The sequence below is a fragment of the Carnobacterium maltaromaticum DSM 20342 genome, assembly GCF_000744945.1.
Lineage (GTDB): Bacteria > Bacillota > Bacilli > Lactobacillales > Carnobacteriaceae > Carnobacterium > Carnobacterium maltaromaticum.
This window is the reverse complement of record NZ_JQMX01000001.1, coordinates 3,494,430-3,509,944: the sequence shown is the minus strand read 5'-3', so window position 1 is coordinate 3,509,944 and position 15,515 is coordinate 3,494,430. Positions and strand designations below refer to the sequence as shown.

The 15,515-nt window shown below is 34.0% G+C and carries 11 protein-coding genes; 1 reads left to right on the top strand and 10 read right to left on the bottom strand.

The features are described 5' to 3' along the window. Positions 1-75 precede the first annotated feature (75 nt). Positions 76-1,368 (top strand): DUF308 domain-containing protein, encoded by a 1,293-nt coding sequence (locus BR77_RS16440; RefSeq protein ID WP_016356545.1) that lies wholly within the window; start codon positions 76-78, stop codon positions 1,366-1,368. Between the two features lie 44 nt (positions 1,369-1,412). On the opposite strand, the gene helD is transcribed toward BR77_RS16440, so the two are convergent. From helD to BR77_RS16390, 10 genes are all read right to left on the bottom strand, one after another. Beyond that, positions 1,413-3,704, bottom strand: coding sequence for an RNA polymerase recycling motor HelD (gene helD / locus BR77_RS16435; protein WP_035065806.1), 2,292 nt, complete (start codon positions 3,702-3,704; stop codon positions 1,413-1,415). A 323-nt stretch (positions 3,705-4,027) separates the two neighbouring features. Continuing rightward, on the bottom strand, positions 4,028-4,264 hold the full coding sequence (locus BR77_RS16430) for a hypothetical protein (protein ID WP_015076992.1): 237 nt from the start codon (positions 4,262-4,264) through the stop codon (positions 4,028-4,030). Between the two features lie 55 nt (positions 4,265-4,319). Further along, positions 4,320-5,483, bottom strand: coding sequence for a WxLIP family cell surface protein (locus tag BR77_RS16425; protein ID WP_035065804.1), 1,164 nt, complete (start codon positions 5,481-5,483; stop codon positions 4,320-4,322). Positions 5,484-5,681: 198 nt separating this feature from the next. Further along, on the bottom strand, positions 5,682-6,467 hold the full coding sequence (locus BR77_RS16420; RefSeq protein WP_010051837.1) for a WxL domain-containing protein: 786 nt from the start codon (positions 6,465-6,467) through the stop codon (positions 5,682-5,684). A gap of 226 nt (positions 6,468-6,693) precedes the next feature. Beyond that, on the bottom strand, positions 6,694-8,100 hold the full coding sequence (locus BR77_RS16415; protein WP_015076998.1) for a pectate lyase-like adhesive domain-containing protein: 1,407 nt from the start codon (positions 8,098-8,100) through the stop codon (positions 6,694-6,696). A gap of 46 nt (positions 8,101-8,146) precedes the next feature. Further along, positions 8,147-8,962, bottom strand: a complete 816-nt coding sequence (locus BR77_RS16410) for a WxL domain-containing protein (RefSeq protein ID WP_015076999.1) — start codon at positions 8,960-8,962, stop codon at positions 8,147-8,149. Between the two features lie 29 nt (positions 8,963-8,991). Then, positions 8,992-9,804 (bottom strand): WxL domain-containing protein, encoded by an 813-nt coding sequence (locus tag BR77_RS16405; protein WP_015077000.1) that lies wholly within the window; start codon positions 9,802-9,804, stop codon positions 8,992-8,994. Between the two features lie 22 nt (positions 9,805-9,826). Beyond that, a complete protein-coding gene (locus BR77_RS16400; protein WP_015077001.1) occupies positions 9,827-10,642 on the bottom strand; it encodes a WxL domain-containing protein in 816 nt (271 codons plus the stop codon). 75 nt (positions 10,643-10,717) lie between these two features. After that, positions 10,718-11,779, bottom strand: a complete 1,062-nt coding sequence (locus tag BR77_RS16395) for a WxL domain-containing protein (RefSeq protein WP_015077002.1) — start codon at positions 11,777-11,779, stop codon at positions 10,718-10,720. A 20-nt stretch (positions 11,780-11,799) separates the two neighbouring features. Then, a complete protein-coding gene (locus BR77_RS16390; protein WP_015077003.1) occupies positions 11,800-15,384 on the bottom strand; it encodes a hypothetical protein in 3,585 nt (1,194 codons plus the stop codon). Between the last annotated feature and the right edge of the window lie 131 nt (positions 15,385-15,515).

Genomic DNA, 15,515 nt, shown 5'->3' with positions numbered 1-15,515 from the left:
AAGTTCTTTTTATAGTTGAAGACACTCGCTCTTCAAAAAAGTATAGTATATAGATAATAAAGTGAGGGATAATTTATGTCAGTCATGCGTCTAAACCAATTGTATTTATTTACTTCTGGTTTACTTTTACTCTTAGTAGGTTCGATCATCATCGCAGAAAATGTGAGTCTTTTCTTACCTTTTAAATTTTTCATAGTGGGGATTCTACTATTTGATGGTCTATCACATGTTACGCAATTTATTCAGAAAAAAAAATCGGGAAAAGAAACTTTATTAAATACTAGTTTTGATTTGATACTAGCTGCTATTTTCTTCTTTTCAGACATCCCGTTTTATTTATTGGCTGTTGCTTTCGGAGGCTATATTGCACTAAAAGGAGCAGCCCTTTTAGTCAATTATCAAACATACAGAGACAACCAATTACCTAATCGTTTAAATCTGCTTTTAGGTGGTTTGAGTCAAGTAATTATTGGTATTCTTTTGTTTTTCTCGCCACGGTTGACTCTTAATCAGATATTAATTATTATTGGCCTTTATTTTATTTTTTATGGTATTTCTAATTTATTCTTTACGATTCAAGCCTTCATATCACCCGAAACAAAGAATCGCTTAAAACGAAAAATTCGTTTTACCTTACCCGTTTTTATTGAAGCTTTTATTCCCAGAGCTGTTTTAAAAGAAACAAATGCCCTTTTAAAACCAGAATCAATTGCCTCAAAAACAAATGAAATGACTTCCTCTAAGAAAGAAGCAACTGTAGTCCCTGATTTAGAAATTTTTATTCATGTAACTGAAAAAAGTTTTGGATCAATCGGTCATATGGATTTATGTTTTGAAGGTGAAATTATTTCTTACGGAAATTATGATGAGGATTCTTATCGTCTCTTTGACACGCGAGGCGAAGGTGTTTTAATCTCGACGAACAAAGAAAGTTACATTCCATTTTGTATCGAACATAATAAAAAAACGCTTTTCGGTTTCGGAATCCAGCTAAATGAGCAGCAGCGTGCTGGCATTCGCCAAGAAATAAAAAAACTGAAAGAAGACTGCTATTCTTGGAAATCTCATTTAGAATTAGCGGAAAAAGAAAATCCTAACAGTATTGTCGAAAACGAATATCTTGATTATGCAAGCTGTCTCTACAAAGCAACACATTGCCAGCTGTATAAATTTAAAAAAGGCCCTTTTAAACATTATTTTGTTTTAACAACAAATTGCGTTTTGCTTGCTGATACAATTCTAGGACCATCAGGCATTGATTTATTAACTATAAATGGTATTTTAACACCAGGAACTTACCTCGATTTTTTAAATCATGAATTTAAACGCAAAAATAGCAATGTTATCACTTATCAAGTCTATAATTAAATCAAAAAACACCTTCACAGCTATCTAGACTGTGAAGGTGTTTTTTAAGTTAGTTGATACAAATCGCTAGGAATATCAGCTAATAATGGAGAAATTGCGCCATGACTTGTCACAATTAAACGATGCATTGCTCGTGAACAAATCGTATATAATAGCGTTCTTTCAGACTCTAATTGATAGTTATTCGCAGAAGCATCTAAGACAATAACAGTATCAAATTCCAATCCTTTAGCTAGATACGAAGGTAAGATAATCAAACCATCTGCTAATTTTTGATTTTCTTTACTAATTAAAGTCAAATCAAAATAATCTTTTAAAGCTGCATATGCCTCTTCACACTCTTTTTTAGTCTTGCCGATAATTGCTGTTAAAGTTGAGACATCATTTGTTTTTTTCAAAACCTGAGTAATTTCAGCTATTATCTCTTTATAAGAGGATCGTACAACAATTTGTGGCAATTCTCCTTTTCGATCAAAAGCTTCTATCATTTGAGAGTCCAATAAAATTCCTTTGGTGAAATTTGTAATATCAGCTGTTGAACGGTAGGTTTTAGTTAAATCAATTTGGCTAATTTTATCTTCGTCAAACAAAGGTTTAATACTATCTAATAGCGTTTTTTCTTTTTGTTTATTCTTAAAGATTGCTTGGTTTAAATCCCCCAACATTGTGAAGCGACTATTAGGAAATAAGGATTTCAGATAACGAATTTGTTGTGCTGAGTAATCTTGAATTTCATCAATAAAAACAAACTTAATCGTGCGCATCGTTTCCTTGCCTACAATCAAATCTTGTAAATACAAATAAGGAACCGTATCTTCCATCATTATTTGTTTTCGATTAAGTTGTTTAATAACAAAGGCTTCCTCAGCTTGCCATTCTGCTAAGCTTACACCATAATTTTCAATCTTAATTAATTTAGGAACCACTTTTAAGAAATTTGCGTACTGTGCTTTATAGTGGAAATAGCTTTTTTTATTTAAAGCTTTACGAACTTTTTTAAATTGTTTCGTAACAACTTTATTCGCTAAAAACTCTTTTTCTTCTTTAAAACTAGTAAATTTTTGATTATTCATTAAAGCTTTATACTCTTCTTCGCTTAATAATTCTAAATAGTCTTCAACCCAATCTTTTTTGCTCTCTTTTTTTATAATTGGTTTCAAACGCTTTAAAAGTTCTTCCGTTGTATAAGTAAAGCGTTGTGCCAATATATAATGCTCAGGGAAAGAATAAAAGATAGTACTAATTTCTTTTTTTGAAAATAATACTTCTTGTTTAAGCTTCACTTCTTTAAAAATCATACCGCCTTTAGAGACATATTCAGCATACCGATCCAAAGCCTTGAAAAAAATTGGCTCTTCTTTTAAATTCATAATAGCTTGACGCTTTTGGTTCTTTTTGTTTTCAAATTGCTCAAATAAACTTTCTACTTTCAAACCAGAAATACGTGATTGAGCAAAATCTAAAAATGTAGTTTGAATCATATTTTTTTCACCCAACTCTGGCAATACGTTGGAAATGTAATGATTAAATAATTTATTAGGTGAAAAAATCAACATTTGATTAGAATCTAACCCATTTCTAAAATGGTATAATAGATAAGCAATTCGTTGTAAAATAGCAGAAGTTTTACCACTTCCAGCTGCTCCTTGAACAAATAACAATTGGCTAGTTGTATCACGAATAATTTTATTTTGTTCTTGCTGGATAGTAGAAACAATACTTTTCATTTGTGTATTTGATTGATTCCCTAAGATATCTTGCAACATTTCATCGCCAATCGTTTCACTTGTGTCAAACATGGCTTCAATTTCTGCAGCTTTGATTAAAAATTGACGTTTTAAAGAAACATCAACCGTTTGAACCCCATCAGGCGTTAAATAATTCACAGCGCCTAGTGCACCATCATAATAGGCACTTGAAATTGGAGCACGCCAATCATACACCAAAAATTGATCATCATCACTCATAAACGAAGCAATCCCAATATAAATCTCTTCAATTGGTTCTTCACCTTCACGAATATCAATTCTTGCAAAATAAGGTGCATCTTTCAATTTACTAATAGCTTTTAGTTGTTTTTCAACATGTTTATAGTTTAATTCTCGTTCCTGCAATAGTAATTCTTGTTGGCGAATACTGACTTCTGTTTCAATTACATCATCTGGTTCGCTAACATTAACTGTCACATCTTTCCAAAAATTCGAACGAATTGCTTGAGCTTCTTCCCGAACATTTTCCACAGAGCTAGTCAAAATGGCCTCACGTTTAACCATTTGAGCGACTGTCCAGTCTACTCTCTCTTGTTCATAGTTAAACTCATCGGTATTCTTTTCCATTCAAAAACCCCCATGTTTTTAATAGTTGACAACTCACATAAAATTAGCTATAATTAAAGTATAGAGTATGTATATACTTATTATAACTATAATTTAAAATAAATATCAACTTCCCCATTGTATCACTTTACGGGAGTTTTTACTAGCCTTTCATCTACTTTTAACCTTTAGGTTGAGTGAGATGGATTTTTTTTTGCGTTAAAAATAGAGAAGATTCATAATCGAAACTTCTCTATTTTAATTGACTTAGATCTCCATAACTAATTGTACCTAGATTCTTATCTCAAAAATCAGCAAGTTTAATGATTGACTTTCTGACTTGTTCACTCTTCTAGATATATTCCTTTTCCAAAATCATTTATGCAACTGACTGATTTAACATTTATAAAACGAGTTTGAATAATCTGTTTTAATTTTTCATGACTTAATTCACTTGGTAAAATTAATGTTTTATGAATTTCAACTTCTTCTTTTATATTTAAAGAAACTTTTCTTTCTGCTATAAATCGAACATCATAGATCATTTTCTGCTCTAATTGTGCTTTATTACTGCTTTGCATTTCTATCCTCCTCTTTATCTAAAAAAGACTAAGAAATTCTTAGCCTTTCACATACTTATTTTTTATTTTTTTCTGAACGTTTAGTAGATATTTCTCCAGCTATTGGACGTTTTTTATTGGGTCTATTCGTTGGTGCTTTTTTTCGTTTTCTTTTTTGGGCTTGGCGTTTACGTCGTTCGGCTTCAGCTTTTTTCTTTTTCTTGCGATAGAATATAATACATAAAATCACAACTACTAACAAAATACCAATTACAATTCCGCCAACAATCCAGTACATGCTATAATCTTTTTCCAAATCTGCTGCTTTAGCATTTAATTTTTGAGCCGTTTCACGATCCACTGTGAAGTCTTTATTCCATGACCATTCTTTATCTGGATTTTCAGCTTTTGCCACAACTGACATCGTATAGTCTCCTGCTTGGTATGCTTTATTATCCATACTAACACCAAAATCAAATGTTGAATTTGGTGCCATCCTTAAACCTTGTTTTGTTGCCTCATATAATACTTCTTTGCTCCCTTTTTTTGTTACTTTTGCCACTACTTCTAGGCCGTCAATAATTCCAGGTTCCGTATTGGATAAATTGGCCTTAACAGTATTAACACCCATAACTTGACTAGGAAAAGCTTTGTTCATTTTCATCTCTGGTACAATAACAGTTTCATTTTCAACTAGAACAACACCAAAATTATAACGAATAATATTTTTAATTTGCATGCCACCTTCAGATTCTTTTTTTGTGTCATCAGCTTGATTCAATCGAATATTGATTCCGCCAATAATCAAACCATCAAATTCCTCTGCAGGCATTTTAACTTTTATCATGACTGATTTATCACTCTTCGGATCAATAGTAACATTTTTTTCAGTTGAAGCTAATTTTGAAAATGGATACTTTAAACTAGCATCAAACTTTTTTTGACCATCAGGATAATCAATAATTCCATTGTCATTTGTTATTCCCGCTGCTAAGCTAACTTCAACTTTTTGTACTGTATCTGAGGTATTACTCAATACTACTTCTAAATCTTGTTCTTGATTAGGTGTCATTTTCAAATAAAAATAAGACGCCTCTTTATTAAACTGATTTTCTGGTAGTACAACTCTAGCAGAAACAGGTACAGAATCATTATCCGCAGCCTCTACCTTTAGTAAGGAATAATTACTTATAAAACTCGTAATTAAACAGATTATAAAATAAAATTTTGCTCTTTTCATCTTGCATTCGCTCCTTCAGATAAGTAACTATTCTATTTAATGTATTAAGAAAAATCAGATTTTTCTACTAAGATCTGCATTAAACCTCTTTTATGCAAACTAAGTATATTCTTCTAACCTAAACACTCAAAAATTCGGGCAATCCAAATCGCCCGAATTTATTTATCAAGTGACTAGATTTATGTTGTAAGTAACTAATTAAATGACATCTGCTAGCGTCCAAATTAAGTTAGCTTCATACGTTTCACCGTCAACTTTTATATCACTAGCTGGAACATGTAAACTAATCCCAGTATTTTCTTGGTCTGCTGTATAGGTTGCATCTTTTGTATAATTTGCATTAAAAACAGAAGATGTAATAGTTGAATTTGTATTTTGATTGGCTTTTACATTTAAAATATCAATTCCTGATGTTCCATCTGTATTAATCTTAACTGCAGTTGTTCCAAAACCAGCTACTCGATCTAATGTTGTGTTTGGAGTTAATTCATCATAGACATTATTTGTAATTTTTTCTTGGTTTAATGTAATGTGCGTATTTGTTAATTTAGGACTATCCGTTTTAACTGTTGGGCTGAAAATAGTTCCGACAACACTCAATTTCCATTTTGCTGTCATACTTCCACGAGCATCTGCGACTTGAACAAAGTTCGGAATGTAATTAGCTACACCGTCTTTTTTATATCCTTCAACAATTGCGTTGTACTCTTTACTTGCTGTTGAAATTTTTTGATTTCCAAAATGAATATTCGGCACATGATTAATTCTTAACGAACCAGTAGTATGTCCGCCTTCATCTGGCTCAATAACTTCAGATGGTGTACCTGGTCTAATAATTTCACCAATAGTATTAGGGTCCTTATCTTCTTCAAAAATCACATCCGATTTGGTTGGAACTGATGCTGCAGATGCTAAATTTGTCCCTCCTACTAGTGATAAAACAATACTTGCTAATCCAACTAAGGCAACTTTATTTTTGGTCATTTTATTTCCTCCTCTTAGATCAAAAGCTCGTTGAGCCATTTAACTCCGTCAAGAAAATAGAAAAATTGATAGGATATTTTTTGCCATCTCGAATTTTTTTCTCAAGGAGTTGGCTCAAAAGAGCAAACCTGATAGAATATGAACGAGGCTTGATTATTGCCCATAGCCTCGTTCATTTCTTACTTATTTTCACTAAACTACATTAACTACACTTTGATTTTGATACTTAATTTCCGCCACCTTGGAATTTAACTTTCCCATAATTTGCAATTTGGAAATCGCTAACTGCTGAAGCACTTGTTGATTGAACTTCACCATTTGTATTTTTAGTAATACTTGTATTAAACAATCTTAAGTCACCAAATGCAGTTTCTGGAGCACGACTATAATCACCGCCAGTTTTTGTCCAAGTTAGAACTTCACTTAAGTTGACCCCTTTAATTTCAGTTTTTGAGCTATTAAACAATGGTGCATTGGCTAATTTGTTTGTTACTTCAAAATTAGTAGCTGCATTTAAATTAAAATCTACATAGTTATAGACACTCTCAATAACGCCGTGCTTAGCATTACCAGTTACAATTAATTCAGCACCTTCATCTAAATTGATGTTTGTACCGTATTGTTGTATTTTCATAGTCGCGTAGCTTCCGCCGCCACGTCCATTAAAGTTAAGTGATGAACCACCAGAGATGTTCAATGAAGGTTCTTCAGGGAAATCAGCTCGTGGAATAAATTGGAAAGCCACACCTGCTGCATCTACATTAAATGCAACTCCATTCCCAACATTCACTTGGTATACCTTGTCGTAGAATACTGGGTAGTAATAATTTTTGTCATCATTAGGTGAGATTTTCACATTAATGGTTGCATTGTCTTCAATTGTAACTTTACCTGTTGCTTTTCCTTTAATTAAAGCTCCGTTAAAGTAAAAGGCAGAAAATTGACCTTTACTAGCAGATGTTCCATTATAAACAGTGCCTTTTTTGAAAACTAAATCATGAACCCAAGCATTTTCAGCGCCTGTATCAATTTTATTTGTTCCTTCAAAAACCAATGTTCCTTCTGATAGGTGTACAAAACGAGCGCCTGTATAGGTAACTCCTTTTGCATTTACATCCCAACCATAACTTGAAGGTCCATTACCTGATCCACCAGTAAAGAAACGCCCACTACCAGCATCCCCTGTAATTGTTGCATTTTGAACAGCAAAAACATTTGTGCCTTTCGTGTTTTGTTTGCCGTAGATTGAATAGATATTTGAATCAATTACAACACCGGTATCAGCACTACCATCGATAACAACATCTCTATTAGGAATATTTGTAATATTTCCTGTAAATTTGATACTTTTCGTTACTTTAATAGCCGTAACTTTTACATCTAATAATGCAGCTTTAAATTCAGCAATTGTGCTAACGTTTGTATAATTTACTGGTGCAGCAAATGTAACGGCAGCACTGATTGGTTCAGGAGCAACTGGTGCGGTAGCATCAACTGTAGCTGGTGCTTCCTCCTTGGCAATAATGACTCCATCTGCTTGATTTGTCTCCGTAGCAATAACAGTTGATACTCCTGTTGCTAACGATAAAGCGATTGTACATAACCCAACTAATGCAAATTTGTTTTTTTTCATTTTTTCCCATCCTTTAATTTAGTTTTATTTTTTTATTTCATTGTTCCTATATAGCGCTAGATATTGTCCAGACTAAATCTGCTTGATAAACTTTTCCGACGTTAACAGAATCTGACTGTGGTTTTACCAAAGTAATTCCTGAGTTTTTCCCGATTGGAGCATCTGTTTCATTTGCTGGATCTTGTGGAGCAACATAATTTGTGCTCTCTGTATAAGCTGAATTAAAGACAATTGAAGATTTTGACCCGTTTGTTGATTTTCCAGCTTTTGTTTTTAAAATTTCTACACTATTAGTACCATCCGTTGGAATCTCAATGGCTGATCCAGAAAAACCTGTAATCCGATCTGAAGTAGATGCTGGGACTACATAATCAAAAACATTATTGGTTAGTTTTTGTTCTTTTAGTACAATTTTTGTATTATCAAGTTTATCCGTTGCACTAGCTGTAAGCACTGTTGATGAAACTGTGACTGCCCATTCTGCTTCAATACCTCGTTCGTCTGTTACTTGTAAAAAATTAGGAATATATTGAGTTTCAGTAACGGCTCCACTAGTGTACGTGTAACTCTCATTATTCGCTTGGAAGGTTTGATTCCCAGCACGATAAATGACTTTACCAAAATTAATGTGGGGTGCATGCTCAATTCTCAACGTCCCTGTAGTATGTCCACCCTCTGTTTCAATTTCTGTGTCCTCTGTATCTGGCTTGACTACAGGACCGGTTGGATTCGTTGGTGCTTTAAATTCTACTTTTCCTTTTGTTGGTACACTTTCATTAACGGCAGCATTAGCTGTTGCGGCTAAGCCAGACAGTCCAACAGTTGAAACTAATGCGATAACTGCTACTTTAGTTAATTTCATTTTATTTTCTCCTTTTATTTTAATAGACTTTAAATTGAATCACTTAAAGTCCAAGTCAAATCACTTTCATAGGCTTTATCAACAACAATATTATCCCCATTTGCTTTATCTAAAATAATTCCAGCATTTTTTTCTCCAACAACATAGGATGAAGCGTCTGTATAGTCAGAATTAAAGACTACCGAAGTTTTCGAACCATTTGTTGATTTTCCTGCTTTTGTTTGCATAACTAAAACAGAATCCGTTCCATTTGTTGGAATAGTTAATTCTGTTCCAGTAAATCCAGATACAAGTGTTTCTGCACTAACTACAGGAGTTGCATAGTCTGTCACCGTATTAAAGAATTTTTGTTGCTTCACTACGATTTTAGTATTCACTAATTCTGGAACCGTTGCAGGTCCGCCACCAGCGACTTTTTCTTTAAAGGTTGTTCCTGAAACAGTAACTTTCCAAGTACCTGTGTCATCACCACGCTCATCAGTTACTTGAACAAACTGAGGAATTGCTTGATCTCCAGCTACACCGTCCTTTGTATAGTTCTCAAGAATTGCTTGATGTTTTGTATTCCCAGTTTTAAAAGTAACTGTACCAAATTTAATATCTGGAACATGTTGCAATCTCAAAGGACCGGTTGTATTGCCTCCGCCTTCTGGAACAATAATATTTTCTGGTTTGTCTTCTGTATCTGGCTTAACTACTTCACCAACTTCATTTTCTCCAACTTTTTCAAATTGGACAGATCCCTTAGTATCAGCTGTTTTATCTAAAGCTGATGCTGCTGGTACAAAAGTAACTAAAATTAACCCACTTAATAATGCTGTTGCTAAAATTTGTTTTTTCATTTTTCAAAATCCTCCTAATAAATTATATGCTATCTGAAATAGTCCAGTTTAAATCTGTTACATAAGGTGTAGCCGTATTATCTTTAATAACTTGGCCAGCTGGAATGGTTAATTGGACAGCAGGATTGCGTCCCTCTTTAGTTGCATCAACAGTTCCTTCAGTATCTGTACCATCCTTACCTTTACCTGAAGTTTTTTCTGTAGAACTTCCCATTGGCATTGTCCAAATCCCATATCCTTGTCCTACTGCTGCACTTAATAAATCATGTGCTTGATTATCACTAATCACAATTGGAGTTGCTGAAACTGTTGGAAATACTGTAGAATCTTTAATCTCACTACCAGAATTCACACTAAAATTTTTCAATGTTATTTTAGTATTTTCTATTTTGTCTGTTCCAGAAGTAAAGGTTCCATTCGTTTTAACAGAAACTTTGAAGCCTTTATTTCCACCGCGCGCATCTGTAACTTGCAAATAGTTAGGAACATCCGATTCTTCTGTTTCACCAAATTTTACTCCTCTTGCAAATAATGCATAATAATTTTGTTTCGTTGCTACAATTTTATTATTTGTGCCAAAATGAAAGAATGGAGTCACATCTAAGCGTAGCGCACCAGTTGTTGGCGTTGGCGGATCAACTGGGACAAAAGGTTCTAACGGATCAGGTTTTTCTGGATCTAAAGGATCGGTTGTTCCTGATTCATCTTTCTCAAAGCCAACATCCCCTTGAGTAGTCACCGATTTATCAACCGCAAAAGCTGGTAGTGCTGATGAAAACAGTGTTAATGCACTCACTGCTGAGATTAATCCGATTTTTCGTACTTGTTTTAATTTCATTTTTCTTCCTCCTAGTATAAAATCTGGTTTATTTTAACTGTTCAATCTAATTGCTTGGATTGAATCATTCAGTTACTAAATTGAATCGCTTAGGGTCCAAGTTAAGCTAGTTGTATAATGACCTTTTTCTTTAACGGAATCTTTTGGAACAGTTAAAGAAATGCTTCTTTCACCTTCAGTATCGTCTTGTCCGAAATTAACACTCCAGCTCCCCATACCGGTTCCATTTTCAGCAGCCATGACTAACACATTTTGATTATCATTTAATAGGACTGCATCCTTTGTAAATCCAGTCGGTGTTGCAGTAATTTCATCCAAAGAGACGATAGAAGTATTGTTAAACGCTAATTTTGCACCATTTAATTCTGCTCCATCCGCATTTTTTAACTGTCCATTTTGTTTAACAGTTAATCGCCAACCAGTATTCAATCCCCTATTATCTGTTAATTCCACAAAATTAGGTCGTTTAAAACGTTGTTTTGAAGAATCAGCGTACTTGATGGTATCCAAAGACGCGTAAAAAATAGTTTCTGAATCTGCTAAATCATAAGAACCAAATTGTATATCAGAAACATAATTTAAGCTTAATGGTCCTGCAGTAGGTGGTTTAAATGGTTCTAGAGGTTTATCTGGATTAAGCGGGTCTACCGGAGGAGTAATATCTGTATTTTTCCGGAAACCTACATCACCTTCAGTTTTCATCTGACCACCATCAACCGCTTCAACTTGTCTTGGAGACAGTAAGAGGAGTAACAGTAATCCAAAAAGACTAAATTTTGTTGCATTTAAATTTTTGATATTCATTTTCCGACTTTTTATTAAACGATATAAAGCTATAACGACCATTAAAAGACCAAATAAAAACCACTGATAATAGCTTTTACTTTCACCAGTTTGTGGTAAATAATTGTCCCCTGTAGAAGTGCCACTATTTGGTACTTCTACATCTATTTTGTCTCCCCCTGTATCTGGTAATTTTATTTTAGTACCTTCACCTGTAAACTCTATTCCAACTGTAGATTCCATCTCACTTGCCATTGCTTGCTTTCCAGCTGAGCCACTCAAGAACCCTACCAGTGCTAACAACCCCAGAAATAGAACACCTTTTGAAAGAAGAGAGTTAAATTTAATTGACATTATTTTAATTCCTCCTTTTATTAAGGTCCTACACTTAAAGTCCAAGTAATTTCACCACTATAGCTACCTGATACATTCATACCTGCACGTTGCTTTAAAAATAAACCTTTTCCTTCATTATTTTTCCAAACAATTTGTTGACTCGTTAAAGAACTATCGTTTTGTATGATTGGTTGGGCAGCACCTTTGCTTAAAGGCAAGGAATTACCTGCTTGATCCACAAAAAATAGATTGCCATTTAATAGTCGATCACCATTTTTAAATTCTTTTGATACTTCTGCATTAATCGACCATGGCGCATTTGCAATTCCACGACTATCCGTAATGTTCACTACAAAATCGGCTTTTGGATCATGAATAACAGTTCCAGTACTGATTAAATCATTGGTTTTAAAATCAACTTGATCTGTAGCTGAGAAATCAAGGATTCCCTCCGTTACATCTAATGAAATTAATTGATTTGGCAAACCTACTGCTTCATTACGTGAATTTAATCCACTCATGTGTACAAGTGTTTCCAACGGTGATTTCGTCACTGCTTCAACCATGACATTAGCGGTATAATTAAAACGAATTCGGCTATCCATTTCAGTAAATTGATATTGAGGATCAGTTGTTTCAAAAATAATTTGATTCCCTATTTTTTCAAACTTTGTTAATCCGCCATTCGTCAACTCAACATCTGGTTTCCCAGGACGAACAATTGTCACACTAGTTGACAACACAATAGAGTCCAAACCTTCTGGTAGATCTACAACGATTTTTTGATTTTTCCAAACAGTATATGCATTTTTCAACGAGCTTTGAATCGTAAATCGAACTGCATTACCAGGTTTAACATTTTTATTTTCTTCCCAATCTCCACCTGTTATTTTCTTTTCTACTTTAGGTTCAAAAGTAATCATTGGATCGCTATAGTCAAGCACAGCCAAATTAGCCGAACTAGAGCTAGTTACAGGATCTTGATTGCTATCTTCCCCTGTTGCCTCCGTTGTTGATGTGTAACTTTGGCCAAGTGCTGCATCTAGAACTTTTGTATCGAATTTTAAATACATCGCTTCTGTTGCTGTAACTGAGTTTGTTAACTTCGCAGTAATTTTCCGTCCGTCAATTGTAATAGTTGCAGGGATTTCACTTGTTCCATCACTTAACTTGACACTAGAAACAGTAGGAAGTTCAACACCTTCTGGCACTGTTATTGAAATAATAGCTTTATTCCAAATTGAGCCTTCAACTGCCTTCGTAATTTTTCCTTGGAAAGTTAGTTCATCTTGAATATGCGCTGTTTGATTTGTTGAAAAATCTAAACTTTGTGTGTTATTTTTGATCATTTCCTGAATTTGAACATCAGGAATTGGATCCCCATTTTCAATTAAAATTTTCACTTTTATTTTAGCTTCTACGCCTTGGGCTGTTTCAATCACAACCCAAACATCAGCCTCGCCTTTTTTAGAAGTATCAGGCGTATTATAAAAACCCGTAATTTTAATTGGTTCGTCATTCGGTGAACCAGTATCTGTTCTTAAAGTTCCTGGAACAATAAAATCAACTGGATCTAGCTTGTCCCAATCTGCTCCAATCGCAACTTTTTTCCCATCTAATGGATCAGCATCTGGTATTCCGCGATAAAGCATATACGAAATTGCTTTATCTTTAGTAGGATCAGTTTCAACTTCTGCCGCTTGGGTAACCGTTCCTAATAAAACATTCCCGGTATTAAACGTATTTTTTGCTGTTAAAGGAACTTGAATATAACTTGTATCTAAATCATATTGTTTTTCTCGATGTCCAACTTTATTCTTATATTCATTAAGATCAAATTTTTCATTCGGTAGAGCCTCAACTAAAATCCGATACATTTTATTGTTAAATGCATCATCTAATGGATTCACAGCTTTTAAAATCAGTTTATTCTTATTACTTCCATCATAACTAGCCGTAAATTGATCCGTAATTTCAGTATTATCCAAAACATTCTGAACCTTAACTGTACTTAAATCAAAATCATATTCGACTGGAAGTTCAGAACTGATCTGAAAGTCAGTTGAATAATAGGCACTCTTTTGAGCTGGAATATTTTGTAAGATTTGATACTTCATTCTCATTGGATTATCTGTTGTTCTTTCACCAATCACTTCTGGATTAGATGGATAAATCCGCGCTAAAGGCGTTTGATTATACATTAATATCATTCCATTAGCTGTAGAAGTCTCACTCGTATTTCCTTGTGCAGTCATACCAATTGGATAATCTGCAATATTGTCAAACAACGTTGTTAAATAGGTATCTTCCGTCGCAACACTACCTGCATCACCAAAAAAACGATCAAAACCAGCTTGAATTGGTTCTGTTTTATAGGTAACTGTCGACGGTTTTGCTGCTGCATCCGACGCAAAAATAGAGGACATGTGCTTAGCATCATTTCGAATATCGGTTTGTTTGAATTTATTTTGTCGTTGAAAATTCCACATTCCCGAGATATCATTTAACTTAGTTCCTGTTTGATTGTCATAAAATTCATAATGGTAACTATAATAATCATCATTACTAGAGTTTTTTAGTGTTCCAACTGCCATGAAATAATCACCATATTTAGTTGAACTATAAGATTCCGGATAATTTATACCTCGATCTTCGTAAGTGACCGTTGCCACACCAAACTCAGCTGACTCCGACAGGCCATTTTCATTTGGGTTTTGATTGTTAAAATTCTTCCTTCGAACCCGCACTTCATCCACGACAACTCTTACATCAATCCAATTCCCTTTATAAATACCTACTTTTGTAGCAAGTATATATCTTGGAGCTGTTGGGTTCGTTAATTTTGAGCTATCTTCAAAAACATACCCTCTTAAAGAGCCTTTATACTTATTGTCTGTGTTATCATAAATTCCTTCACCCACAGCTGTATAAGTTGTGCCTTCAGAGAGTTGCATGACAAAAGAATTTTTCCCAGGTATCACATAAGGAGCCGTTGATGTTGATTCTGTTTTTGGGATGACCTTAATTCCTGGATATTGATGAATATCTGTATATCCAGTTGCTATAAAGGGCGTAATTTGATTCAGTAATAAATCATTATCCAGTAAAGACTCTGATTCATCTGTTCCCTGTTTAGCAAAATCAATTTGATTCTCGATCACAGCTAAATCAATTACATTTGATTGCTCACCAGATAATTCAGCATTTAATTGATAATTACCAACCTTATTCCCTATAATAGAAAGTTGGATGTTCACTTCATCCTTTGTCTCTATAAGCGAAACTTCAATTTGCTGTTTTTCAGCATTCCATGCAATCGATTTCACCCCTTTTTCGTCATTTAACTCTTTCGTCTTAGACTCTGAAAAAGTGATGCCCTCTGGTAACTTAACTGAAAGAAGATTATCTGTTTTACTTTCATCTCTAAATTCCCTTTTAATCGTCAAAACAGCAGCGGTTCCCAAAGTCAGTTCTTTTTTGTCAGCTACCAATTTTACTCCTGAATCTGCCTCCACCCGACCACCAGAGCTACTAATGAATTGATTGACAGCACCAATACCCAGACCTATGGATAAAAAAATCGCAATAGTCAACACTAGTATTCTCTTTTTATAACGTATCATTATACCTCCTCCTTAATGTAGCTCCACACCTACTTATTATAAAAAGTGACTCCTTCTTCTATAATGAATAAGTTGTTTAGCGAGAATAAAATAAATAGACCGATTCTGCCTTCTCATAAAACAACTACCCA

Excerpts from the sequence above, each read along its gene's own strand:
- BR77_RS16390 (WP_015077003.1), bottom strand. The coding sequence starts at position 15,384 with ATGATACGTTATAAAAAGAGAATACTAGTGTTGACTATTGCGATTTTT.
- helD (WP_035065806.1), bottom strand. The coding sequence starts at position 3,704 with ATGGAAAAGAATACCGATGAGTTTAACTATGAACAAGAGAGAGTAGAC.
- BR77_RS16425 (WP_035065804.1), bottom strand. The coding sequence starts at position 5,483 with ATGAAAAGAGCAAAATTTTATTTTATAATCTGTTTAATTACGAGTTTT.
- BR77_RS16420 (WP_010051837.1), bottom strand. The coding sequence starts at position 6,467 with ATGACCAAAAATAAAGTTGCCTTAGTTGGATTAGCAAGTATTGTTTTA.
- BR77_RS16405 (WP_015077000.1), bottom strand. The coding sequence starts at position 9,804 with ATGAAAAAACAAATTTTAGCAACAGCATTATTAAGTGGGTTAATTTTA.
- BR77_RS16400 (WP_015077001.1), bottom strand. The coding sequence starts at position 10,642 with ATGAAATTAAAACAAGTACGAAAAATCGGATTAATCTCAGCAGTGAGT.
- BR77_RS16415 (WP_015076998.1), bottom strand. The coding sequence starts at position 8,100 with ATGAAAAAAAACAAATTTGCATTAGTTGGGTTATGTACAATCGCTTTA.
- BR77_RS16395 (WP_015077002.1), bottom strand. The coding sequence starts at position 11,779 with ATGTCAATTAAATTTAACTCTCTTCTTTCAAAAGGTGTTCTATTTCTG.
- BR77_RS16440 (WP_016356545.1), top strand. The coding sequence starts at position 76 with ATGTCAGTCATGCGTCTAAACCAATTGTATTTATTTACTTCTGGTTTA.
- BR77_RS16430 (WP_015076992.1), bottom strand. The coding sequence starts at position 4,264 with ATGCAAAGCAGTAATAAAGCACAATTAGAGCAGAAAATGATCTATGAT.
- BR77_RS16410 (WP_015076999.1), bottom strand. The coding sequence starts at position 8,962 with ATGAAATTAACTAAAGTAGCAGTTATCGCATTAGTTTCAACTGTTGGA.